Raw genomic sequence first — 22,882 nt, 5'->3', positions numbered from 1 at the left:
GACTTCCACGCTCTCCATGCGGCCGAGCCTACTTGCTTGGAGTGCACTCCAAGGTTTTAGCGTGGTCGCCATGAGCCTGACGCAGACGCGGTACACGATCAGCGAGGTCGAGGCCCGGACCGGTCTGACCCAGCACACCCTGCGCTGGTACGAGCGGATCGGTCTGATGCCGCACGTGGACCGCTCCCACTCGGGACAGCGTCGGTTCAGCGACAAGGACCTCCACTGGCTGGCCTTCGTGGGCAAGCTGCGCGCCACCGGGATGTCGGTGGCCGACATGGTCCGCTACGCCGAACTCGTGCGCGAGGGCGAGCACACCGTCGACCGGCGCCGCGAACTGCTGGAGCAGACACGGCGCGAGGTGCGCGCGCGGATCACGGAGCTGACCGACGCACTCGCCGTACTGGACTTCAAGATCGATATGTATGCCATGGGCACGACCGCGGGGAAGGCGACACAGCAATGACGCAGAACACCACCATCGAGCAGGTCGAACTCGGCAAGGGAGGCCCCCGGGTCGGCGTCCAGGGCCTCGGCTGCATGGGCATGAGCGAGTTCTACGGGGACACCGACGAGGCGCCGGCCCGCGCGACCCTGGACGCCGCCCTGACCGCCGGGGTCACCCTCTTCGACACCGCGGACGTCTACGGGCGCGGCCGGAACGAGGAGTTCATCGCGCCGTTCGTGGCCGCGCACCGGAACGAGATCACCCTCGCCACCAAGTTCGCCATCGAGCGCACCGACGACCCGCAGTACCGGGGCATCCGCAACGACCGCGCGTATATCCGCCAGGCCGTGGAGGGCAGCCTGCGGCGGCTGGGGACCGATGTGATCGACCTCTACTACATGCACCGGCGCGACCCGGCCGTACCGTTCGCCGAGTCGGTGGGCGCGATGGCCGAGCTGGTGCAGGAGGGGAAGGTGCGCCACCTGGGGCTCAGCGAGGTCACCGGCGCCGAGCTGCGCGAGGCGTACGCGGTGCACCCGATCGCGGCGCTCCAGTCGGAGTGGTCGCTGTTCAGCCGGGACGTGGAGCACAGCGCGGTGGGCGCGGCGGCGGAGCTGGGCGTGGCCTTCGTGCCGTACTCCCCGCTCGGGCGCGGCTTCCTGACCGGCGCGTTCGCGGACGCGGGGGAGCTTTCGCAGGGCGACTTCCGCGCCTTCCAGCCCCGGTTCACCGGCGACAACGCCAAGGCCAACGCGGCGCTGCTGGCGCCGGTGCGGCAGATCGCGCAGGCCCACGGGGCGACCCCGGCGCAGATCGCGCTGGCCTGGGTGCACCAGCAGGCGCAGGTGCACGGGCTGACGGTGGTCCCGATCCCGGGCACCCGCAAGCCGAGCCGCCTCGCGGAGAACACCGCGGCGACCCGGATCACCCTGACGCCGACGGAGCTGGCCCTGCTGGAGCCGATCGCCGCCCAGGTCCTGGGCGACCGCTACCCGGACATGAGCTCCACCTCGGCGGCCCGCGAGGACTAGGTCGTCTTCTTTCGGGTCTTGCCGGTCGGGCCCGCGGTGCCGGGCGCCGCGGGCCCGGCACGATCCGCAAGAGACGGCCCGGAGTCAGGCGTCGGCGGCGAAGCGGTCGCGCAGGGCCGCGTACTCCGCGTCCGTCAGCAGGCCCGCGCTGTACAGCTCGCCCAGGTGGTGCAGGCGTTCGTCCGTGCGGGCCGCCGGGACCGAGGCCACCGGGGTGCGGCCGCGCAGGGCGGCGAGGACGGCCGCCGCGAACGGCAGCGACTCGTGCACCGCCCCGTACCCGACGCCGAACACCGCGGCCGCCAGGTCGTGGTCGGGCCGCGGGTCGCCGGTGGCGTCCCGCCGGAGCAGCCGCAGGTGGCCGCCCGGCCCCTCCGGCGAGCTCCACTCGACGCCGGTCAGCGCGGACAGCGGGTAACGCTGGTCGCCCGCCTTCCACTTGGTGCTCGTGGCGCCCGTACGCGACCAGTGGAAGGTGACGGCCGAGCCGTCGAAGCCCAGCCGCGCGTCGTACGCCTTCAGCTGCATCGGCGGCTCCGGCACCCCGACCAGGAAGCGCCCGGCCGGGTCGGCCGCCTCGGGGCCCAGCCGGGCCCGTACGGCGTCCGCGAACCCGGCCGCCTGCGCGGCCCGGTCCCCCGGCAGCACCAGCCGGTACGGGTCGCAGGACTCCCGCAACTGCCCGGCGGCGGCCTCCATCAGCGGATCCGCGCCCGCCCGCGGCACGGCATGCAGAACCACCGCGTCCCGTTTCCCCCCGGACCCGGTCGTGCTCACGGTCACCCCCGACAACGCCTCGAAGGGGATCCGCCGCGCCCCGAGGGCATGCCAGAGTCGTGGCGTCCGCATCCCCCGTGCGAAGCGGATGAGCACCGAGTCCGAGTCGAACTCCCAGACGGCATGGTTTCCGGCCAGTACGTCACCCATGCGGCACATGGTAAAGGGACGCACCCCTGTGCGTCCCCCTCGGTGCAGAGCCCGTTTTCCGAGGCTCTACGCGTGTCAGTCCCCGTCTGTCCCGGAAATTCCACGCCGGCACGCATCGTCGCCGGTCGCACACACAACGGAACCGAACTCACCGGTTCCGATTTTGGCGAAGTTGTCCAGGGATCCGGTACCTGGCTCGAAATAGCCGGTATGGAGCTTCGCCCCGGCCGAGGACAGCAGCCGCGACCCGAAGGCCGGCGACACCGGATCCGCCCCGTGGCCGACCCCGCCGACCTCCAGGTGAGGTACGTCCGCGATCCAGTCACCGGCGTCCCGCGTCGCCCACACCCGCGCCGACGCGTGCAGTTCGGCCGCCGAGCCCACGCGCATCCCCGGGCTGCCCGCCACCACCACGTCCGTCACCCGCTTCGGCAGCGCGTGCGCGGCGACCCCGCACACGACCGAGCCGTAGCTGTGGCAGAACAGCGCCACGCTCGCGTCCCCGGGCAGTGCAGCGGTCAGGGCCTCCAGCCGTACGGCGCCGTCCACCGCCATGCGGCCGGTCGCCGCGTCCATGCCGACCCCGGTGGGCGCGGTGTAGCCGGCCCAGGCGATGACCGCGGTCCGGCTGCCAGGAGCCGCCGTGCGCTGGGCCTCGTACAGCGACTGCGCCATGCCGACGGGGGCGATGAGGCGGCGCTGCGTGCGCTCGAAGGTGAGGACGTCGGTGTCGACGCCGGGGACGACCACCGAGATCCGGTCGGCCTGGTCGAGGTCGCCGAACACCTCGGCGACGCGGCCGCCGCCGGTGGGGTCGAAGGTGAGGATCTGGCGGCCCGGCTCGGCCAGGGAGGCGAAGCGGTGCATGCGCCGGCCGGCCGTGGTGCGGTCGGCCGGCGTCAGGCTGACGTCCCGGCTGCGGGCCTCTTCCACGCGCTCGGCCTGCTCCAGGGCGCGCAGATTGGCCCGGTAGCGCAGCGGAGCCGGCACCCCGTCGAGGTTGCCGACGGCCAGGGGGTAGCCCTCGGCGAGCCGGGCCCGCTGGGAGCCGTCGAGGTCGGCGAAGAACCGGGCCACCGTCCGTACGGGGGCGTCGGCGGGCGGCACCGGCCGGCCGTCGATCCGGGCCGTGGACCAGGAGGCGAGGGCGGCGGCCCGCAGCGAGGTCCCGGCGTCGGGCCGGTGCACGGCGGTCCAGCCGGTGGTCGCCAGCATGATGAAGACCACCGCGAGCGCGAGCAGGGTGCGCAGGGCGGCGGGGCGCGGGTCGGCGCCGGAGGTGGAGTGGGCGAGGCCGGGCAGGTTCACTGGGACCAGCGTATGAGACCGGATCCGGGCACGGGGCCCAGGGTGACCGGGTTCACGGCCGACGGCGGCACCTCGTACGGAGGTTCAGCGCCAGTCCGCGGCCAGCGCCGGGCCGATCTGGTCAAGGCAGGCCTCGGTCATCCGCCGGATCGAGGCCACGCCGGCGTCCTCTCCCTGCCCCCACAGGCGCCCCGTGACCCTCGTCACCCCGCAGAACGCGGCGACGGCCACCCGGGGCCGCGGGTCGGCGTCCACGTCCAGACCCTCGCGCTCGGCGATCAGCCGGGCGATCCGCTCCTCCAGCGCGGTGGAGCGGCGCAGGTGGACGGCGAGCAGCGCCGGGGTCGACTCGATGAGCCGGTAGGTGCGCATGTACAGGTCGACCGGGACCACGTCGGAGAGCGCCTCGTCGAGGGTGTCCCAGGCGCCGAGCACGGCCCCCCGCAGCGCTTCGAGCGGGCCCTCGGCGGGCGGCCGGGAGCGCAGCGCGGCGACGAAATGCGACTCGGCCAGGTCCTGGACGGCGAAGGCGGCCTCCTCCTTGCTGGCGAAGTACCGGAAGAAGGTGCGCTGGGAGACGCCCACGGAGTCGGTGATCTCGTCGACCGTGGTGTGCTCGTACCCCTGCGCGACGAAGAGGAGGAGGGCGGCGCGCAGCAGCGCGTCCCGGGTGCGCCGCTTCTTGCGTTCGCGCAGCCCGGGCGCCGGCACCGGCCGTTCGTCGGTCATCACCGGGGGGTGTCCTTTCCGCATGCTCCGCATGCCGAATCTGACGCCGAGTGAGCGGTCAGGGTACCGGTGGCGGACCTGACGGCTGCTGTCTCGTCAACCCGCTGGTGACGTGTCGGCCGCCGTCACCGCCCGTCCCGCCGTCTCCGGCACGGCCACGGCCGCCCCGGTCGGCAACCCGTTCGGGGACAACCGGGAGCGGGTGCAGCCGCCCCGCTCGGCGCGCAGGCGTCAACCGCGTCCGTACGACAGCCCCGCCGGACGGTTCCGGCGGGGCTGTCGCCTATCCGGGTGGACCGGCCCGCGGCCCCTTCCGCCCGGCCGTCCTCGCAGGTCAGCGTGGGGTTCGAGGCGCTGCGGAACCGGTCCGGGGCGCCCTGGTCCACAAGGAGTTGACCTGTCATGCGTACGAGTTCACCCGCACGGTCCACCACCGCCCTGGCCGCCACCGTCCTGGCCCTCGCCGTGCTCATCCCGAGCACGGCAAGCGCCGCACACGCCGCCGGCCCGCCGCCGGGCAAGGCCCCCGCCTGCGCCACCGGGCAGCTGTGCCTGTGGGCGAAGCCGGAGTTCAGGGGCACCCGCCACGCCCACGAGCTGAGCACCCTGGACATCAACAGCTGTACGGCACTGCCCGCCGGGACCAGCGCCCAGTCGCTGGTCAACCGCACCGGGCGGCCGGTGACCACCTACCAGTCGGCCGAGTGCGCCGAGACCGGCGAGTTCCAGACCTACCCGGGCGACGGGGTCTGGCTGCCCGAATCGCCCTACCTGGTCAGGGCCTTCAAGGTGTGGGACCGCTAGCGGCACCCGCCGTCGGGGCCGCTTCGGGCACCTGGGCCAGTACGTCGGCCCCCGCGCCCGGGGCGACTGCGGTGCCCGGCACGCCGGCCGCGGCGTGGGCGGCGGCCCCGCCCGCCCCGCCCAGCCGCCCGATCTCGGCGCGCAGCGCCCGTACCTCCGCGGCCAGTTCGGCGATCGCGGCGGTCTGCGCCCGCTCCACCTGGTCGTCGAGCTCGAAGCGGGAGATGAACCAGGCCGCGATGTTGGCGGTGACCACGCCCAGCAGCGCGATCCCCGACAGCATCAGCCCCACCGCGAGCACCCGGCCGAGCCCGGTGGTGGGGGAGTGGTCCCCGTACCCGACGGTCGTCATCGTGGTGAAGCTCCACCACACGGCATCGCCCAGGTTCTTGATGTTGCCGTGGGGGGCGTCCCGCTCCACGCTCAGCACCGCGAGCGAGCCGAACATCAGCAGCCCGACCACCGCCCCCGCCACATACGTGGTCAGCCGGATCTGCGGAGCCATCCGGGCCCGCCGGCCCACCAGCAGCAGCGTGGACACCAGCCGCAGCAGCCGCAGCGGCTGCAGCATCGGCAGCAGCACCGCGCCCAGGTCCAGCCAGTGGGTCCGGACGAACGCCCTCTTGGCCGTCGACAGGGCCAGACGCATCAGGTAATCCGTGGCGAACGCCGCCCACACCACCCACTCGGTGACCGTGCACGCCCGGTGCACGTCCGCATCCGCGTCGGGCACGACGATCGGTACGGCGTACGCGACGGTGAAGGCCAAGGCGAGCACGAGCAGCGGGGTCTGGCTCCGCCGCTCCCACCGCAGCTGGCGGGAGGGTTGCTTCATACGCAGCATCGTAAGGAACAGGTAAAACGAAGCGGGCCCCCGGTGCTGCCGAGGACCCGCCTCGACGGCGGTCCGGGGCCGAAGCCCCGGGCCCGCCGTCATTCGCCCGTCCGGGCCATTCGCGCCGCAGTGCGCTACGCGTCGCCGCCGGCCGCGCCCGGGTCGGCCGCCGACACGTCCAGCAGCCGGTACCGGTCCACGGCCTGCTTCAGCGCGGAACGGTCGATCTTGCCCTCCTTGGCCAGCTCGGTCAGCACCGACAGCACCACCGACTGCGCGTCGATGTGGAAGAAGCGCCGGGCCGCGCCGCGCGTGTCCGCGAAACCGAAGCCGTCCGCACCCAGCGAGGTGTACGCACCGGGCACCCACCGCGAGATCTGGTCCGGGACGGCCCGCATCCAGTCCGAGACCGCCACGAACGGCCCCTCCGCACCCGACAGCTTCCGCGTCACGTACGGGACGCGCTGCTCCTCCTCCGGGTGGAGCAGGTTGTACTCCTCCACCTCGACGGCCTCGCGGCGCAGCTCGTTCCAGGAGGTCGCCGACCAGACGTCCGCCCGGACGTTCCACTCGTCGGCCAGGATCCGCTGGGCCTCCAGCGCCCACGGCACCGCCACGCCCGAGGCCAGGATCTGCGCCCCGATGGAGCCCGCCGAGCCCGTGGACACCCGGTGGACGCCCTTCAGGATGCCGTCCACGTCGACGTCGGCCGGCTCGGCCGGGTGCTGGATCGGCTCGTTGTAGACGGTCAGGTAGTAGAAGACGTCCTCCGCGTCGGGCCCGTACATGCGGCGCAGACCGTCCTGGACGATGTGCGCGATCTCGTACCCGTACGCCGGGTCGTACGCCACACAGCCCGGGTTCGTCGACGCCAGCAGCTGGGAGTGACCGTCGGCGTGCTGCAGGCCCTCACCCGTCAGGGTGGTCCGGCCGGCGGTCGCACCGAGGACGAAACCGCGCGCCAGCTGGTCGGCCATCTGCCAGAACTGGTCACCCGTACGCTGGAAACCGAACATCGAATAGAAGACGTAGACCGGGATCAGCGGCTCGCCGTGCGTCGCGTACGCCGAACCCGCGGCGATCAGCGAGGCCGTGCAGCCCGCCTCCGAGATGCCGTCGTGCAGCATCTGGCCGGTCGGGGACTCCTTGTACGCGAGCAGCAGGTCGCGGTCGACCGCCTCGTACTGCTGGCCCAGCGGGTTGTAGATCTTGGCGCTCGGGAAGAACGCGTCCATGCCGAACGTGCGGTACTCGTCCGGGGCGATCAGCACGAAGCGCCTGCCGATCTCCTTGTCCCGCATCAGGTCCTTCAGGATGCGCACGAACGCCATGGTCGTGGCGATCGACTGCTGGCCCGAGCCCTTCTTGGCCGCCGCGTACGCCTTGTCGTCCGGCAGCTGCAGCGGCTTCGCGCGCACCACGCGGGTCGGCACGTAGCCGCCCAGCGAGCTGCGGCGGTCGTGCATGTACTGGATCTCCGGCGAGCCCGGGCCCGGGTGGTAGTACGGCGGGGCGCCGCCCTCCAGCTGCGCGTCCGTGATCGGGATGTGCAGGCGGTCGCGGAAGCGCTTGAGGTCGTCGACCGTCAGCTTCTTCATCTGGTGCGTCGCGTTGCGGCCCTCGAAGTTCGGGCCGAGCGTCCAGCCCTTGACCGTCTGCGCCAGGATCACCGTCGGCTGGCCCTTGTGGGCCTTGGCCGCCGCGTACGCCGCGTAGATCTTCTTGTGGTCGTGGCCGCCGCGGCCCAGGTGCAGCAGCTGCTGGTCGCTCATGTTCTCGACCATCGCCCGCAGCCGCTGGTCGTCGCCGAAGAAGTGGTCGCGGATGTACGCACCCGTCTCGGTGGCGTACGTCTGGAACTGTCCGTCCGGCGTCGAGTTCATCTTGTTGACCAGGATGCCGTCGCGGTCCTGCGCCAGCAGCGGGTCCCAGGAGCGGTCCCAGATCAGCTTGATGACGTTCCAGCCGGCGCCGCGGAACTGCGACTCCAGCTCCTGGATGATCTTGCCGTTGCCGCGCACCGGGCCGTCGAGCCGCTGCAGGTTGCAGTTCACGACGAAGGTCAGGTTGTCCAGGCCCTCGCGCGCCGCGATCGACAGCTGGCCGAGCGACTCCGGCTCGTCCATCTCGCCGTCGCCGAGATACGCCCAAACGTGTGACTTCGAGGTGTCCGCGATCCCGCGCGCCTCCATGTACCGGTTCATCCGGGCCTGGTAGATCGCGCCGAGCGGGCCGAGGCCCATCGAGACGGTCGGGAACTCCCAGAAGTCCGGCATCAGCCGCGGGTGCGGGTAGCTGGACAGGCCGTACGGGGCCTTCGACTTCTCCTGCCGGAACGCGTCGAGCTGCTGCTCGGAGAGCCGGTCCAGGAGGTAGGCGCGCGCGTAGATGCCGGGGGAGGCGTGGCCCTGGAAGAAGATCTGGTCGCCGCCGTCACCCTCGTCCTTGCCCCGGAAGAAGTGGTTGAAGCCCACGTCGTAGAGGGATGCGGAGGAGGCGAACGTGGCGATGTGGCCGCCCACGCCGATACCGGGGCGCTGGGCGCGCGAGACCATGACGGCCGCGTTCCACCGGGTGGCGTTCAGGACCTTGCGCTCGATCTCCTCGTTGCCGGGGAAGAACGGCTCGTCCTTGGTGGCGATCGTGTTGACGTAGTCCGTGCTGCGCATCTCGGGCACGGCCACGCGCTTCTCGCGGGCCCGCTCGATCAGCCGCAGCATCAGATAGCGGGCGCGCTCACGGCCCCGCTCGTCGACGGCGGCGTCCAGGGAGTCGAGCCACTCCTGCGTCTCCTCCGGATCGAAGTCCGGGACCTGGCTCGGCAGGCCGCCAATGATGATCGGATTGCGATCGGATGCGGAAGCCACGCTGTTCCTTCGCTGTCAGGGGAGTCGTGCCATGGGGTTTCGCCGCCTCCCATCGTCTTACGCTCGGTCGGAATCGTCACCTGTACCACTGGGTAATCACTGGAGTCCGCGGCGGTTCGTGGCGCCGTCGGCGGCGGGTCCGGCCAAACCGCAACCTTACGCCCAAGACGATCAGCGGGTCCGTAAGGCCGTTCGTCCCTCAAACAGGTAGGAAAGCCGGGAAGCGTCGCCGATGATGCCGATGATGCCGAATGAGCTGGAATGGTGTGGGATGAATCACCAGAGGTGCACGCGGGAAGGCTGAAAGTTGCGGCGAGACGGCCGTAATCGTCACCGTTTCGACGGTCTCGACGGCCGGGTACTTGCGCGATCCGCCGCGCCCGTGTGGACTACGCCCAATGCTGCGCGTACGCGCGCCGCCGAGAGACATTCACCGAACATGAGCAGGAGGCACCCCGTGAGCGCGACCGCGGACCACGCGGAGAACCTGGCCGCCCGGCTGGGTTTCCAGTCCGAACAGGTGGTCCAGGAGATCGGCTACGACGACGACGTCGATCAGGATTTCCGTGATGTCGTCGAGGAGTTCGTCGAGGAGTTCGTCGACGAGGACTACGACGACGTCGCCGACGCGGTGCTGCTGTGGTTCCGGGAGGACGACGGCGATCTGACGGACACCTTGGTCGATGCCACCGAGCTCGTCGAGGACGACGCCCTGATCCTGCTGGTCACCCCGAAGACCGGCAAGACCGGCTTCGTCGAGGCCAGCGACATCAGCGAGGCCGCCACGACCGCCGGCCTCTCGCTGGCCAAGGGTCTCCCCATCGGCAAGGAGTGGACGGCCACCAAGCTGGCCACGCCCAAGGTGGCCAAGTCCAAGCGCTGAGCCGCGCCCCGCAGCCAAGCGGACACGCACCCCGTCGGCCGGATTCCAACCCGGTCGGCGGGGTGCGTGCGTTCCGGGCACCCGGTCCCCCTAGGCTGGGGCACCCGAACAGCCCAATGCAGGGATGCAGGAACGAAGGGATGCGAGAGATGGCGATCGAGGTCGGCAGCAAGGCCCCGGACTTCGAGCTCAAGGACAACCACGGCGCCACCGTGCGGCTCTCCGACTTCCGGGGGGAGAAGGCCGTGGTGCTGCTCTTCTACCCGTTCGCCTTCACGGGTGTCTGCACCGGCGAGCTGTGCGAGCTGCGCGACCAGCTGCCGCGGTTCCAGAACGAGGACGTCCAGCTCCTCGCGGTCTCCAACGACTCCGTGCCGACCCTGCGGGTCTTCGGCGAGCAGGAGAACCTGGACTACCCGCTGCTGTCGGACTTCTGGCCGCACGGCGAGACCTCCCGCGCGTACGGCGTCTTCGACGAGGAGAAGGGCTGCGCGGTCCGCGGCACCTTCGTCATCGACAAGGACGGCGTCGTGCGCTGGACCGTCGTCAACGGCCTGCCCGACGCGCGCGACCTGAACGAGTACATCAAGGCCCTCGACAGCCTCTGAGCCCGTCGGGGCCTCGGGTACCTGATGCACTTCGGGCGGGTTCCGGGAAGAGTTCACCGGGAAAGACGCCGGCAGGCGGGAACCCGTCACTAGGATCGAAACGTTGATCCCGGTAGAAACCGCACGACGGGGCACCGCCCCACACATGAACCCAATGGAGGACCCGTGGGAGTCAGCCTCAGCAAGGGCGGAAACGTCTCGCTGACCAAGGCCGCGCCGAATCTGACGGCGGTCATCGTCGGTCTGGGCTGGGACGCTCGCACCACCACCGGCGTCGACTTCGACCTCGACGCCAGCGCGATCCTGACCAACGACCAGGGCAAGGTCGCCAGCGACTCGAACTTCGTGTTCTTCAACAACCTGAAGAGCCCGGACGGCTCGGTCGAGCACACCGGTGACAACACCACCGGTGAGGGCGAGGGCGACGACGAGGCGATCAAGGTGAACCTGGCCGGTGTCCCGGCCGATGTCGCCAAGATCGTCTTCCCCGTCTCGATCTACGAGGCCGAGAGCCGCCAGCAGAGCTTCGGCCAGGTCCGCAACGCGTACATCCGCGTGGTGAACCAGGCCGACAACTCCGAGCTCGCCCGCTACGACCTCTCCGAGGACGCCTCGACCGAGACCGCCATGGTCTTCGGCGAGCTGTACCGCAACGGCGCCGAGTGGAAGTTCCGCGCCATCGGCCAGGGTTACGCGTCCGGCCTGCGCGGCATCGCCCAGGACTTCGGCGTCAACGTCTGAGCCTGCCAGCTGTCACCCGTCCGGCGCCGTGCACTGTGTGTACGGCGCCGGACGTGCTTTGCAACGATTCACCGCCGGCCCGCCACGCGTGCGCGCCGCGATCACCACGTCGTCCGGGGAGGACCACAACATGGGCGTCACACTCGCCAAGGGGGGCAACGTCTCCCTCTCCAAGGCCGCACCGAACCTCACCCGGGTCCTGGTCGGTCTCGGTTGGGACGCGCGCTCGACCACAGGGGCCGATTTCGACCTCGACGCCAGCGCGCTGCTGTGCCGCGACGGCCGGGTCCTGGGGGACGCGTACTTCGTCTTCTACAACAACCTGAAGAGCCCCGAGGGCTCAGTCGAACACACGGGGGACAACCTCACCGGCGAGGGTGAGGGCGACGACGAATCGATCATCATCGACCTGACCAAGGTGCCGGTCGAGGTCGACAAGATCGTCTTTCCGGTCTCGATCCACGAGGCGGAGGCCCGCCGACAGAGCTTCGGCCAGGTCAGCAACGCCTTCATCCGCGTCGTGAACGACTCGGACGGCCAGGAGCTGGCCCGCTACGACCTCACCGAGGACGCCTCCAGCGAGACCGCGATGATCTTCGGCGAGGTCTACCGGTACGGCGGCGAATGGAAGTTCCGCGCAGTGGGGCAGGGGTACGCGTCGGGGCTCCGGGGCATCGCTCTAGACTTCGGGGTCAACGTTTCGTAAAGCCGTACAAGACGATGGGGTGCCAGTGGTTCTCAAAACCTTCGGCTGGTCGTTCGCAGTCACTGCGCTCGGTCTGGTCGCAGCGGTGTTCTACGGGGGGTGGACCGCATTCGGGATCGTGGCGATCCTGTCCATCCTTGAGATCTCGCTGTCCTTCGACAACGCGGTGGTCAACGCCGGAATCCTGAAGAAGATGAACGCCTTCTGGCAGAAGATCTTCCTCACGGTCGGCGTGCTCATCGCCGTGTTCGGCATGCGCCTGGTCTTCCCCGTCGTGATCGTCGCGATCACCGCCAAGATCGGTCCCATCGAGGCCGTGAACCTGGCGCTGAACAACAAGGAGATGTACCAGCAGCTGGTCACGGACGCCCACCCGGCGATCGCGGCCTTCGGCGGCATGTTCCTGCTGATGATCTTCCTCGACTTCATCTTCGAGGACCGGGACATCAAGTGGCTCGCGTGGCTGGAGCGCCCGCTCGCCAAGCTCGGCAAGATCGACATGCTGTCGGCGTGCATCGCGCTGATCGTCCTGCTCATCACGTCCATGACCTTCGCCGCCCATGCCCACCAGCACGGCGGGGCCCACGTGGACAAGGCGCAGACCGTCCTGGTCTCCGGCATCGCCGGCCTGATCACTTACATGATCGTCGGCGGTCTCTCCGGCTACTTCGAGAACCGCCTCGAAGAAGAGGAAGAGGCCGAGCACGAGGCCGAGGAAGCGGCCAAGAAGGGCGGCAGCCCCGTCACGGCCGTCGCCATGGCCGGCAAGGCCGCCTTCTTCATGTTCCTCTACCTCGAAGTCCTCGACGCCTCCTTCTCCTTCGACGGGGTCATCGGCGCCTTCGCCATCACCAACGACATCGTGCTGATGGCCCTCGGCCTCGGCATCGGTGCCATGTACGTCCGGTCGCTCACGGTCTACCTGGTCCGCCAGGGCACCCTCGACGACTACGTCTACCTGGAGCACGGCGCGCACTACGCCATCGGCGCGCTCGCCATGATCCTGCTCGTCACCATCCAGTACGAGATCCACGAGGTCATCACCGGCCTCGTCGGCGTGCTGCTCATCGCCTGGTCCTTCTGGTCCTCGGTGCGCCGCAACAAGCGGATGGAACTGGAGGGTTCCGCCGCCGAGGCATGATCACGGCGGTAATGCGGAACGCTCCAATTGCGGGGCGGCCGGGCTGGTCTGCGGACTGCCGGGCCGCCCCGTCCGCATAGAAAAGGGGGGTAGGGGAATGGGATTCTTCGACGGGATCAGGGGCAGCCGGGCCCTGCAGTTCGACTCGGGCAGCGCCTCGTCGAACGCGATCGAGCTGACGAAGCGACATCCGACGGTGTCGCTCACCAAACAGGGGGCGGTCCACGGGAACCTCCGGGTCAACCTGTCCTGGCGCATGCGCAGCTCGGACATCGGCGGCCGCGGCGGCGAGGGCGGCCGGCTCCTGCGCCACCCGTTCAAGCTGTTCAAGCCCGACATGGTGCAGGCGCACACCCAGGGCATGGTCAACGTCGACCTCGACCTGGGCTGTCTCTACGAGCTGGCCGACGGCACCCGGGGCGTCGTCCAGCCGCTGGGCAACCTCCACGGCGACATCAACAGCCCGCCGTACGTGAAGCTCAGCGGCGACGACCGGTTCGGGGCGCCCTCCGGGGAGACGGTCTTCGTCAACCTCGACCATGCCGACGAGATCAAGCGGCTGCTGGTGTTCGTCTACATCTACGACCAGACCCCGGCGTTCGACCGGACACACGCCATGATCACCCTCTACCCGATCACCGGACCGCGGATCGAGATCCCGCTGGAGGAGCGGCACCCACAGGCCCGCTCCTGCGCGGTGCTCACCCTGGAGCACGTCAAGGGCGAGCTGATCGTGCGGCGCGAGGTGAAGTTCGTGTACGGGTTCCAGGCCGAGCTGGACCGGCTGTACGGGTGGGGCCTGCAGTGGGGGCGGGGCTACAAGAGCACCAAGGCCTGACCGGGCCCTCGGCGGGGGCCCGGTCAGGCAAGGCGCAGCGGCGGCCGAAGCGTCGGGGGCGTCGCGGGCAGCCGGGCGCCGGGGCGGCTCCGGCAGCCCGGGCGGCCCCGCCCCGGCGTCAGCGGCGGATGAACTGCGGGCCCTGCACCGGCAGCCGGAACGTCGGGTCGCCGCCCTGACCCGGCACCGGCACCGGGGACACCGGCTGCGGGTACCCGTACGCCGGCTGCGCGGCCGGCGGGGCCTGCGTCAGCGGTGCCTGCGGGGTCGGCGGAACCGGCGGGCGCATCGCGGCCGTCTGCTCGGCGGTCGGCCCGGCGGCGGGGGCGGCCCCGGACGAGCCCTCGGCGGCGTTCTCGTCCACGGAGATCCCGTGGTCGGTCGCCAGCCCCACCAGCCCGTTCGAGTAGCCCTCGCCCAGCGCGCGGAACTTCCACCCGTCGCCGCGGCGGTACAGCTCCCCGCAGATCAGGGCCGTCTCGGCGCCGGTCTCGGGCCGCACGTCGAAGTAGGCCAGCGGCTCGGAGCCGCCGGTCGCCGTGGCGTCGTACAGCAGGATCCGCAGGTCCTGGACCCGCTGGAAGGGCACGTCCTCCGCGGAGGCCACCACCAGGATCCGGTCCACCACCGGGGGCACCGCCCGCAGGTCAGCCTGCACGGCATCGGTGATCCCGTCGCCGACCTGCTTCTTGCCGAGCCGCCAGACGGACCCCGAGGGGTGCCGGGGCTGGTTGTAGAACACGAAGTCCTCGTCCGAGCGCACCCGCCCGTCCGGGCCCACGAGCAGTGCCGAGGCGTCGACGTCCGGCACCTCGGGGCCGCCGGTCCAGCGCAGCACCACCCGGACCGCCACGGCGGTCACCGGGATGTTCGAGCCCTTCTGCATCGCGTGCGTCATGCCCGTCATCCTGCCCTCCCGGGGCGGCGCGCAACAACGCGGCCCCCCGCAGGGCCTTGTCGCGGACGAAAGACCTGGGCATGGTGCAAGAGGGTTACCTGAACTTCATGTGCTTGAGGAACTTTTGACTCACATTCGTACGTACTATTACCGGCCACGCCAGTTGGGCCGCCGAGGCAGTACGGGGGAAGCACATGCGTCACTTTGGGCATATATCGCCCACCGTCCGTAAGGACCTCTTCCACCAGGAGCCGGCCGAGTTCACCGCTGCCTCGCCCGCCCGCATCCTCGCCGCCGCCCTCGGAGCCACCCTCTACAGCCCGGCCACCCGCCCCAGCCTCGCCGGTGACGTCCACAAACAGGCCGACCGCGGAGTCGTCTCCATGGTCCTCTGCCTGGAGGATTCCATCAGCGACGCCGAAGTCGCGGACGCCGAGGACAACCTCGTCCGGCAGTTCGCCGCCCTCGACGCCGACGGCGGCGAGCTCCCGCTCCTCTTCATCCGGGTCCGCACCCCCGAGCAGATACCCGACCTCGTGCACCGCCTCGGCGGCTCCGTACGAAGACTGGCCGGATTCGTACTCCCCAAGTTCACGGAGAGCCGCGGGACCGCCTTCCTCGACGCCGTGGCCCAGGCGGAGGCGGAAAGCGGACAGCACCCGCTGTACGCGATGCCCGTCCTGGAGACCCCCGACCTCCTCCACCTCGAAACCCGCGTCGAGGCCCTCGCCGGCATCTCCCGCACCGTGGGCCGGTACCGCGACCGCGTCCTGGCCCTGCGCCTCGGCGTCACCGACTTCTGCTCGGTCTACGGACTGCGCCGCACCCCGGACATGACCGCCTACGACGTCCAGATCGTCGCCGGAGTGATCGCCGACGTGGTGAACGTGCTCAGCCGCGCCGACGGCACCGGCTTCACGGTGACCGGACCGGTGTGGGAGTACTTCCGCAGCCAGCAGCGCCTCTTCAAGCCCCAGCTGCGCCGCAGCCCCTTCCTCCAGGAAGGCGCCGAGGAACTGCGCACCACCCTCATCGAGCACGACCTCGACGGGCTGCTGCGCGAGATCGAACTCGACCGGGCCAACGGACTCCTCGGCAAGACCTGCATCCACCCCGCCCACGTCACCCCCGTCCACGCGCTGTCGGTGGTCTCCCACGAGGAGTTCAGCGACGCCCAGGACATCCTGCGCCCCGAGCGGGGCGGCGGCGGAGTCATGCGCTCCGCCTACACGAACAAGATGAACGAAGTGAAGCCCCACCGGGCCTGGGCCGAGCGCACCATGCTGCGCGCCGAGGTCTTCGGTGTGGCCAAGGAGCAGGTCGGCTTCGTCGACCTGCTCACCGCCGGGCTCCAGGTGTGAGTCCGCACGTGAACACGGAGAGGGACAGGACGATCGACGCGGTGTGGTCGGGAACGTGGGTCGCAGACCGGCTGGGCGTACGCCTGGAGGAGGCCGGCGACCCGGGATCGCCACGGCTGGACGAGCTGCTCGGGCTGGCGCTGCGGCGCAACCCGAAGCGGGCCCACCTGCTGGTCTCGCAGGTGCTCGGCAAGCACGTCCCGCAGTCCCCGGAGGCCGTCTACGCCGCCGGACACGGGCTCGGCGAGCGGGTCCGCACCCTGCTGGGCGACGATGCCGGCTCCGCGGTGGTCCTCGGGTACGCCGAGACCGCGACCGGCCTCGGCCACTGCGTGGCCGACGGCCTCGGCGCGGCCCCCTACCTGCACTCCACCCGCCGCCCCGTGCCGGGCGTGGAGCCCGCCGGCGGGTTCGAGGAGGCCCACTCGCACGCCACCTCGCACCTGCTGCTGCCGGAGGACCCGAAACTGCTGGCCGGCAGCGGCCCGCTGGTCCTCGTCGACGACGAGTTCTCCACCGGCAACACGGTCCTGAACACCATCCGGGACCTGCACGCCCGCCACCCCCGCGCGCACTACGTGGTCGTCGCCCTCGTCGACATGCGCTCCCCGGCCGACCGCGACCGGCTCACCGCGTTCGCCGCCGAGCTCGGCGCGCGCGTCGACCTGATCGCCCTGGCCTCCGGCACGGTGCACCTCCCCGAGGGGGTCCTGGCCAAGGGACAGGCCCTGGTCGAGGAGTACGAGCGGCAGGGCCCGGGCACGGCTTCCGCCGTTCCGGCCCGTGCCGCTTCGGCTCCGGCCGTCCCGGCTTTGGACCCTTCGGCTCCGGCTCGGGCCGCTTCGGCTCCGGCCGGCCCGGCTTCGGGTCCCGCCGTCCCTGTTACCGCTCCGGCCGCTTCCGCCGTTCCGGCCGCGGTCGGGCGGGTGGTGCTGGACTGGCCCGCCGGGGTCCCCGACGGCGGCCGGCACGGGTTCACCCCCGAGCACCGCACCCGGCTCGAGGCGGCCCTGCCCGCGCTGGCCCGGCAGCTCGCCGACGCGCTCGGCGCCGAGCCCGGGAGGGTCCTCGTACTCGGCAACGAGGAGCTGATGTACGCGCCGCTGCGCCTCGCGCGGGCCCTCGAGGAGTCCGGGGCCGCGGCCGGGGTCCGGTTCTCCACCACCACCCGCTCGCCCGTGCTCGCCGTCGACGACCCGGGCTACGCCATCCGCACCCGGCTCGTCTTCCCCGCCCACGACACTCCCCCAGCCACCTCTGGGGGCACCCCCACCGCCGACGGGCCCGGCGACCGGTACGCCTACAACGTCGCGGGCGCCGGCTTCGACACCGTCGTCGCCGTCGTCGACACCCACGGGGACACCGGGGCGCTGCACGCCCCCGACGGGCTCCTCGCGCGCCTGGCCCCGCACGCCGGCCGGGTCCTGCTCGCGGTGGTCCCCTCGTACACCCCCGACGTTCCCTGCGACCGGCGGGAGCCGATCAGGCCCGAGCCGATCCTGCCCGAGCCCCTGCGCGGACCCGCCTTCTCCTCCTACGCCGCCGAGGACGTCGGCTGGCTGCTCCAGGACCTCTCCGACGTGGCGCTCGAGGCCCCGACCGAGGAGCGCGAGGAGGCCATCCAGGCGGGCGGCGCCCACTACGCCGAGTCGCTGCCCGTCGAGTACCAGCCGTCCCCCCAGTACCAGGAGCTGTACCGCAGCGCGCTGGCCGCGTCCGCCGCCCGCATGGCCCGGGCCGTCGGCACGGTCACCGAGACGGTCCTCGCCGAGCGGTCCCCCACCCCGGTCCTCGTCTCGCTGGCCCGCGCCGGCACCCCCGTAGGCGTCCTGATGCGCCGCTGGGCCCAGGCGCGGCACGGCCTGGACCTGCCGCACTACGCCGTCTCCATCGTGCGCGGCCGCGGCATCGACCCCAACGCGCTGCGCTGGCTGGCCGCTCACCACGACCCCGCCGACGTGGTCTTCGTGGACGGCTGGACCGGCAAGGGCGCCATCACGCGCGAGCTGGCGGCCGCGCTCGTGGAGTTCCCGGGCTTCAACCCGGAGATCGTGGTCCTCGCCGACCCCGGCTCCTGCGTCCCCACGTACGGCACCCGCGAGGACTTCCTGATCCCCTCCGCCTGTCTCAATTCCACTGTTTCCGGACTGATATCGCGTACGGTGCTCAGGTCCGACCTGGTCGGGCCCGCCGACTTCCACGGCGCGAAGTTCTACCGCGAGCTCGCCGGAGCCGATGTCTCCACCGGCTTCGTCGACACCGTCGCCGCCCGCTTCGACGAGGTGGCCGAGGCCGTCGACGCCGAGGTCAAGGAGCTCCTCGCCGCCGACCGCACGCCCACCTGGGAGGGCTGGGCGGCCGTGGAGCGGATCAGCGAGGAGTACGGCATCCACGACGTGAACCTGGTCAAGCCCGGCGTCGGCGAGACCACGCGGGTACTGCTGAGGCGCGTGCCGTGGAAGATCCTGGCCCAGCGCGGCGCCGGGGCCGACCTGGACCACGTCCGCCTGCTCGCCGAGCAGCGGGGCGTGCCGGTGGAAGAGGTCGACGGGCTGCCCTATACGTGTGTAGGACTCATCCACCCCCGCTTCACGCGCGGCGCCACGGGCGCCGACGGAAAGGCTGTGGCCTCCAAGTGACTGTCCTGGTAGCCAGTGATCTCGACCGCACGCTCATCTACTCGACGGCCGCGCTCGGCCTGACCATGCCCGACCCGGAGGTCCCGCGGCTGCTGTGCGTCGAGGTGCACGAGAGCAAGCCGCTGTCGTTCATGACGGAGAAGGCGGCGGCGCTGCTGGCCGAGCTGACCGCCGATCCCGCGGTGGTCTTCGTCCCGACCACGACCCGCACCCGCAAGCAGTACCAGCGCATCCGCTTCCCCGGGCGCCCGGCGCCGTACGCGATCTGCGCCAACGGGGGGCAGCTGCTGGTGGACGGCGTCCCGGACCGGGACTGGCGGCGTCAGGTGGCGGCGCGGCTGGCCGAGGAGTGCGCCCCGCTGGAGGAGGTGCACGGGCACCTGCTGGCGACGGCGGACCCGGCGTGGCTGCGCAAGGCGCGGGTCGCGGAGGACCTGTTCGCGTACCTGGTCGTCGAACGCGCCCTGGTCCCGCAGGAGTGGATCAAGGCGCTGACGGAATGGGCCGAGGGCCGCGGCTGGACGGTCTCCCTCCAGGGCCGCAAGATCTACGCCGTGCCGCGCCCGCTGACGAAGAGCGCGGCCATGCGCGAGGTGGCCCGCCGTACGGGCGCGTCCACGACCCTCGCCGCCGGCGACTCCCTGCTGGACGCGGACCTGCTGCTGGCGGCGGACGCGGCCTGGCGCCCGGGCCACGGCGAACTGGCCGACGCGGGCTGGACCGCGCCGACGGTCACGCCCCTGGCCACGGCGGGCGTCCTGGCCGGCGAGGAAATCGTGCGGGCATTCGCCCGGGCGGCGGGTGAAGTCGGCACACTGGGCGCATGACCAAGGGAAACAGCACCAAGATCACCGATGAGCTGTACCGCTACATGCTCGACCACAATCCCCCGCTGGACACGATCCAGCGGGAGCTGGTGGCGACGACGTACGAGAAGTTCCCGGACGTGGCCGGCATGCAGTCGGCGGAGGAGCAGGGCCCGCTGCTGGCCTTCCTGGTCCGGCTGACGGGCGCCCGCCACATCGTGGAGATCGGCACCTTCACCGGCTTCTCGACCCTGTCGATGGCGCAGGCGCTGCCGGCGGACGGCGTGCTGATCGCGTGCGACGTCTCGGAGGAGTGGACGGCGTACGGCCGCCGGGCCTGGGAGGCGGCGGGCGTCGCCGACCGGATCGACCTGCGGATCGCCCCGGCGCTGGACACCCTGCGCGCCATGCCGCAGGAACCGCACATCGACATGGCGTACGTGGACGCGGACAAGGAAAGCCAGATCGCGTACTGGGAGGAGCTCGTTCCGCGGCTGCGCCCGGGCGGGCTGATCGTCACGGACAACACGCTGTTCCACGGCACGGTCCTGGACGAGTCCGCCACGGGCGCGGCGGCGGGCGTCCGCGCCTACAACGACCACGTCGCGGGCGACCCCCGCATGGAGTCGGTCCTGCTGGCGATCTCGGACGGCCTCACCCTGTCGCGCAAGCGCCGGTAGCACCGGCGCCAGCACCTTCACCGGCGCCGACGGCACGGGCAGGGCAGGGCCGACACGGGCAGGGCCGGCACCGGCAGGGCTAGCAGCAACCGCCTCCGCCGCAGCAGCCCCCGCCGGAAGGCGCGGGGGCACTGCTGGTCCCGCCCACGGCCACGGCGGACAGCAGCTTGACGGTGTCGGCGTGCCCGGCCGGGCAGTCGGCGGGAGCGGACGACTCGGCCATGGGCCGGCTGACCTCAAAGGTGTCGTCGCAGGTCCGGCAGCGGAATTCGTAACGAGGCATGGCCCAAGGCTACAGAGCGGCGGCGCCCGTTACCGCCCTCGCCCGGCGTTCGCGCTCGCCCGTGCCCGGTCCTCGCGGGCGGCCTGCTCGGGATGGCGGGCACGCCAGTACGGATTGTCGTGCGGCAGGGCGCTGCCCACCCGCCCGTACATCCCGAACCACATCAGCATCACGCCGACGATGAAGCTGAACAGCACGTTCTGGATCTCGAAGGCCAGGAAGTTCAGGCTGGTGTCCAACAGGGCCAGATTCACGAACCCGCTGGCGATGAAGGCCAGCCCCAGCACGATGTTGAGGGTGGAGGCGAAGTTCCCGCCGATCAGCATCCCGACGAAGAGCAGCAGCCCGATACAGATCGACAGGACGCTCAACGTGCCGTTGGTGTTCAGCGTGAGCACCCTGGCGCCGCCGGTGTCGAAGAAACCGATCCGGTCGATGAGCCCGAGGATCCCGAAGACGACCAGCAGCAGCCCCGTCAGGCCCGCGCCCACCCGGTACACCTGGCTGAGCTTGTGATCGGAGGGCAGATGCTCGTCGAGCCGGGCATTGACGGGATGCGCGACGCGCCGCACCAGGAAGGGGACGTGCGGTGCCGGAAGCTCAATCGGCTGCCCATGGGACACGTACGGCGCGTAGTGCTCATGGGGCTCGTGGCACCCGTAGGCGGCATGCGGTGCGGTGACAGGGGCTACCTGCGACGCGCGACGCTTGTGGGAAGTCTGGGCAGACATACCGCCCTCCAATGCTCCGTTCCGTGCACCTCCCAGCATCCGCCCATGCCCCTCCCGGGACAAGCTCGGGCCTCAGCCGCCCCCGCGCCGCCCGCGGATATCGGAGACGACCCGCCCCGCGGCGGCACGCACCTGCTCCATCTCCTGAAGGAAATGCCAGTAGTCGGGATGCCGCCCCTCCAACCCGGCGAGCGCCCGCTCCACCCGCGCCACCGACTCGTCCAGCGGCCCCGCATGCCGCGGATCGGGCACACTGCGGCCCTCCATCGCCAGCCGCTGCGCATCCCGGATCGCGAACCGGGTCCGCTGCACCTCCGCCTGCGGATCCCGCGCCACCGCCTCCAGCCGCGACAGCCGGTCCTGCGCGGCCGACACCGCCTCGTCGGTGGCATCCAGCGCACCCCGGACCGACTCGACCAGCGCCCCCACCTCCGACCAGCGCTGCTCATCCCGCGCCCGCGCGGCCTCCCTCAGCTGCTCCTCGGCCCGCGCCACGTCCCGTACGGCCTGGTCGGGCACCTGCTGCAGGTCCTGCCAGCACGCGGCACTGAACCGCCGGCGCAGCTCACTGAGCACCGGATCCACCCGGTCCGCCCGATTGCGCAGCGCCTGCGCGCGGGTCCGCAGGCTCACCAGCCGCCGGTCGATCTCCGCAGCCCGCTCCGGGAGCCGCACGACCTCGGCCCGTATCGCCTCCGCATCACGCAGGATCCGGTCCGCGCGCTGGACGGTCTCCTGCACCCCGTGCTGCGCGGCGCCCTGGTTCAGCAAGGTCAGCTCCGGCCCCAGCGCGGCCAGCCGCGCCGCGAACTCGTCGGCCCGCATGCCCTTGCCGCGTACGTCGTCCAGCGCCGTGCTCGCGGCGAGCAGCGCGGCCCTGGCCCGCTCCCGGGCGGGCGCCACCCGCGCCAGCTGCATCTCGGCCTTGTCCAGCAGCGGCTGCAGCCCCTGCGCGAACCGGTCCAGCTCGCCCTTGACCCGTACGAGCTCGTCCCGCGCCCGCGTCAGCTGCTCCCGCGCCCGCGCGGCGACGGACCCCTCGAGGTCGACCCGGTCGAGGTCATGCGCGTCGACGGCCTCGATGTACACATGGCTGACCTGGTCGATCCGCTGCCCGAGCGCGGCGAACCCCTCCTCGGCCTGCCGCGCCGCGGGCGACCCGTCGGCGGCCGCGATGGTTTCCATGGAGATCCGCAGATCCCGCTGCGCGGTATCCAGCTCGTAGAACGCGGCCGCGGCGGCATCCTTCGCCGCCTGCGCATCCGCCCGTCGACTCTCGTCCCGCCCGCCGAACCACCGCCGGGATGCCGTCGTCACAATCCCTCTCCCGTGCCGCGTCCGCCGTGCCCCGGTCCATTCTCTCCCACGGATGCGGGTTTGCGTGGGGGGTGTGCCCGCCATGTAGGCTGTCCACTCATCCACGGGTGTGTAGCTCAGGGGTAGAGCGCTGCTCTTACAAAGCAGATGTCGGCGGTTCGAAACCGTCCACGCCCACCAGCACGAAGGCCCCCAACCGATCTTGGGATGCCGTTGGTTAATCCGGGGTCCGGGTCACTTCGCCCCGTCGAGTTGTTGCTCGGCGGGGCGAAGTGCTGCCAGGTGGGAGGTCCGGGTGCGG

22 protein-coding genes and 1 tRNA gene are annotated in these 22,882 nt (G+C 71.4%); 14 read left to right on the top strand and 9 right to left on the bottom strand.

Annotated elements, in window-relative coordinates:
• Positions 1-70 precede the first annotated feature (70 nt).
• The gene (locus AB0I68_RS34350) at positions 71-466 is read left to right on the top strand and encodes a MerR family transcriptional regulator (protein WP_363181314.1); all 396 of its coding nucleotides are present in this window, start codon (positions 71-73) and stop codon (positions 464-466) included.
• Entirely contained in the window at positions 463-1,479 is a 1,017-nt protein-coding gene (locus AB0I68_RS34345; RefSeq protein WP_363181313.1) for an aldo/keto reductase, read from the top strand. Before AB0I68_RS34350 ends, AB0I68_RS34345 begins: the two co-directional genes overlap by 4 nt.
• Before the next feature lie 84 nt (positions 1,480-1,563).
• Here AB0I68_RS34345 and AB0I68_RS34340 read toward each other — a convergent pair whose 3' ends face one another.
• The 3 genes from AB0I68_RS34340 to AB0I68_RS34330 form a co-directional block, all read right to left on the bottom strand.
• Complete coding sequence (locus AB0I68_RS34340; protein ID WP_363181312.1) at positions 1,564-2,406, bottom strand: DUF4429 domain-containing protein; 843 nt, start codon at positions 2,404-2,406, stop codon at positions 1,564-1,566.
• Positions 2,407-2,481: 75 nt separating this feature from the next.
• Positions 2,482-3,621 carry an alpha/beta hydrolase gene (locus AB0I68_RS34335; protein ID WP_363181349.1) on the bottom strand — a complete coding sequence of 380 codons (1,140 nt, stop codon included), beginning with the start codon at positions 3,619-3,621 and terminating at the stop codon, positions 2,482-2,484.
• 177 nt (positions 3,622-3,798) lie between these two features.
• Complete coding sequence (locus AB0I68_RS34330; protein ID WP_363181311.1) at positions 3,799-4,443, bottom strand: TetR family transcriptional regulator; 645 nt, start codon at positions 4,441-4,443, stop codon at positions 3,799-3,801.
• 402 nt (positions 4,444-4,845) lie between these two features.
• Here AB0I68_RS34330 and AB0I68_RS34325 point away from each other — a divergent pair, with 402 nt between their 5' ends.
• Positions 4,846-5,247: a peptidase inhibitor family I36 protein gene (locus tag AB0I68_RS34325; protein WP_363181310.1), complete on the top strand. Its 402-nt coding sequence runs from the start codon at positions 4,846-4,848 to the stop codon at positions 5,245-5,247.
• On the opposite strand, the gene AB0I68_RS34320 is transcribed toward AB0I68_RS34325, so the two are convergent.
• The gene (locus tag AB0I68_RS34320) at positions 5,228-6,082 is read right to left on the bottom strand and encodes a potassium channel family protein (protein ID WP_363181309.1); all 855 of its coding nucleotides are present in this window, start codon (positions 6,080-6,082) and stop codon (positions 5,228-5,230) included. The two genes, AB0I68_RS34325 and AB0I68_RS34320, sit on opposite strands and share 20 nt — an antisense overlap.
• Before the next feature lie 134 nt (positions 6,083-6,216).
• Positions 6,217-8,949 carry a pyruvate dehydrogenase (acetyl-transferring), homodimeric type gene (aceE, locus tag AB0I68_RS34315; protein WP_363181308.1) on the bottom strand — a complete coding sequence of 911 codons (2,733 nt, stop codon included), beginning with the start codon at positions 8,947-8,949 and terminating at the stop codon, positions 6,217-6,219.
• A gap of 457 nt (positions 8,950-9,406) precedes the next feature.
• Between aceE and AB0I68_RS34310 the strand changes: the two genes are divergently transcribed.
• From AB0I68_RS34310 to AB0I68_RS34285, 6 genes are all read left to right on the top strand, one after another.
• A complete protein-coding gene (locus AB0I68_RS34310; RefSeq protein ID WP_363181307.1) occupies positions 9,407-9,832 on the top strand; it encodes a DUF3052 family protein in 426 nt (141 codons plus the stop codon).
• 149 nt (positions 9,833-9,981) lie between these two features.
• A complete protein-coding gene (locus AB0I68_RS34305) occupies positions 9,982-10,440 on the top strand; it encodes a peroxiredoxin (protein ID WP_363181348.1) in 459 nt (152 codons plus the stop codon).
• Between the two features lie 165 nt (positions 10,441-10,605).
• Entirely contained in the window at positions 10,606-11,181 is a 576-nt protein-coding gene (locus AB0I68_RS34300; RefSeq protein WP_266667357.1) for a TerD family protein, read from the top strand.
• Between the two features lie 130 nt (positions 11,182-11,311).
• A complete protein-coding gene (locus AB0I68_RS34295; protein ID WP_030160469.1) occupies positions 11,312-11,887 on the top strand; it encodes a TerD family protein in 576 nt (191 codons plus the stop codon).
• A gap of 25 nt (positions 11,888-11,912) precedes the next feature.
• A complete protein-coding gene (locus tag AB0I68_RS34290; RefSeq protein ID WP_363181306.1) occupies positions 11,913-13,028 on the top strand; it encodes a DUF475 domain-containing protein in 1,116 nt (371 codons plus the stop codon).
• 97 nt (positions 13,029-13,125) lie between these two features.
• Positions 13,126-13,866 (top strand): Tellurium resistance, encoded by a 741-nt coding sequence (locus AB0I68_RS34285; protein ID WP_363181305.1) that lies wholly within the window; start codon positions 13,126-13,128, stop codon positions 13,864-13,866.
• 118 nt (positions 13,867-13,984) lie between these two features.
• Here AB0I68_RS34285 and AB0I68_RS34280 read toward each other — a convergent pair whose 3' ends face one another.
• Entirely contained in the window at positions 13,985-14,764 is a 780-nt protein-coding gene (locus AB0I68_RS34280) for a TerD family protein (RefSeq protein ID WP_363181304.1), read from the bottom strand.
• Positions 14,765-14,958: 194 nt separating this feature from the next.
• On the opposite strand from AB0I68_RS34280, the gene AB0I68_RS34275 reads away from it, so the two are divergent.
• The 4 genes from AB0I68_RS34275 to AB0I68_RS34260 are packed head-to-tail and all read left to right on the top strand — an operon-like array spanning position 14,959 to position 20,250.
• The gene (locus AB0I68_RS34275) at positions 14,959-16,125 is read left to right on the top strand and encodes an HpcH/HpaI aldolase/citrate lyase family protein (RefSeq protein WP_363181303.1); all 1,167 of its coding nucleotides are present in this window, start codon (positions 14,959-14,961) and stop codon (positions 16,123-16,125) included.
• Positions 16,126-16,133: 8 nt separating this feature from the next.
• Entirely contained in the window at positions 16,134-18,764 is a 2,631-nt protein-coding gene (locus tag AB0I68_RS34270) for a phosphoribosyltransferase (protein ID WP_363181302.1), read from the top strand.
• The gene (locus AB0I68_RS34265) at positions 18,761-19,591 is read left to right on the top strand and encodes an HAD family hydrolase (protein WP_363181301.1); all 831 of its coding nucleotides are present in this window, start codon (positions 18,761-18,763) and stop codon (positions 19,589-19,591) included. Before AB0I68_RS34270 ends, AB0I68_RS34265 begins: the two co-directional genes overlap by 4 nt.
• Positions 19,588-20,250: an O-methyltransferase gene (locus AB0I68_RS34260; RefSeq protein WP_363181300.1), complete on the top strand. Its 663-nt coding sequence runs from the start codon at positions 19,588-19,590 to the stop codon at positions 20,248-20,250. Before AB0I68_RS34265 ends, AB0I68_RS34260 begins: the two co-directional genes overlap by 4 nt.
• 79 nt (positions 20,251-20,329) lie before the next feature.
• On the opposite strand, the gene AB0I68_RS34255 is transcribed toward AB0I68_RS34260, so the two are convergent.
• From AB0I68_RS34255 to AB0I68_RS34245, 3 genes are all read right to left on the bottom strand, one after another.
• Positions 20,330-20,533 carry a zinc ribbon domain-containing protein gene (locus AB0I68_RS34255; protein ID WP_266629577.1) on the bottom strand — a complete coding sequence of 68 codons (204 nt, stop codon included), beginning with the start codon at positions 20,531-20,533 and terminating at the stop codon, positions 20,330-20,332.
• Positions 20,534-20,562: 29 nt separating this feature from the next.
• A complete protein-coding gene (locus AB0I68_RS34250) occupies positions 20,563-21,264 on the bottom strand; it encodes a DUF4383 domain-containing protein (protein ID WP_363181299.1) in 702 nt (233 codons plus the stop codon).
• A 72-nt stretch (positions 21,265-21,336) separates the two neighbouring features.
• Entirely contained in the window at positions 21,337-22,581 is a 1,245-nt protein-coding gene (locus AB0I68_RS34245) for a hypothetical protein (protein WP_363181298.1), read from the bottom strand.
• 105 nt (positions 22,582-22,686) lie between these two features.
• On the opposite strand from AB0I68_RS34245, the gene AB0I68_RS34240 reads away from it, so the two are divergent.
• Positions 22,687-22,761 (top strand) — tRNA-Val (locus AB0I68_RS34240).
• Positions 22,762-22,882 lie beyond the last annotated feature (121 nt).

It is taken from the genome of Streptomyces sp. NPDC050448 (assembly GCF_040655295.1).
In the GTDB taxonomy this organism is placed as follows: Bacteria; Actinomycetota; Actinomycetes; order Streptomycetales; family Streptomycetaceae; genus Streptomyces.
Note: the sequence above shows the minus strand (reverse complement) of the source record. Positions and strands in the feature narration are given on the sequence as shown.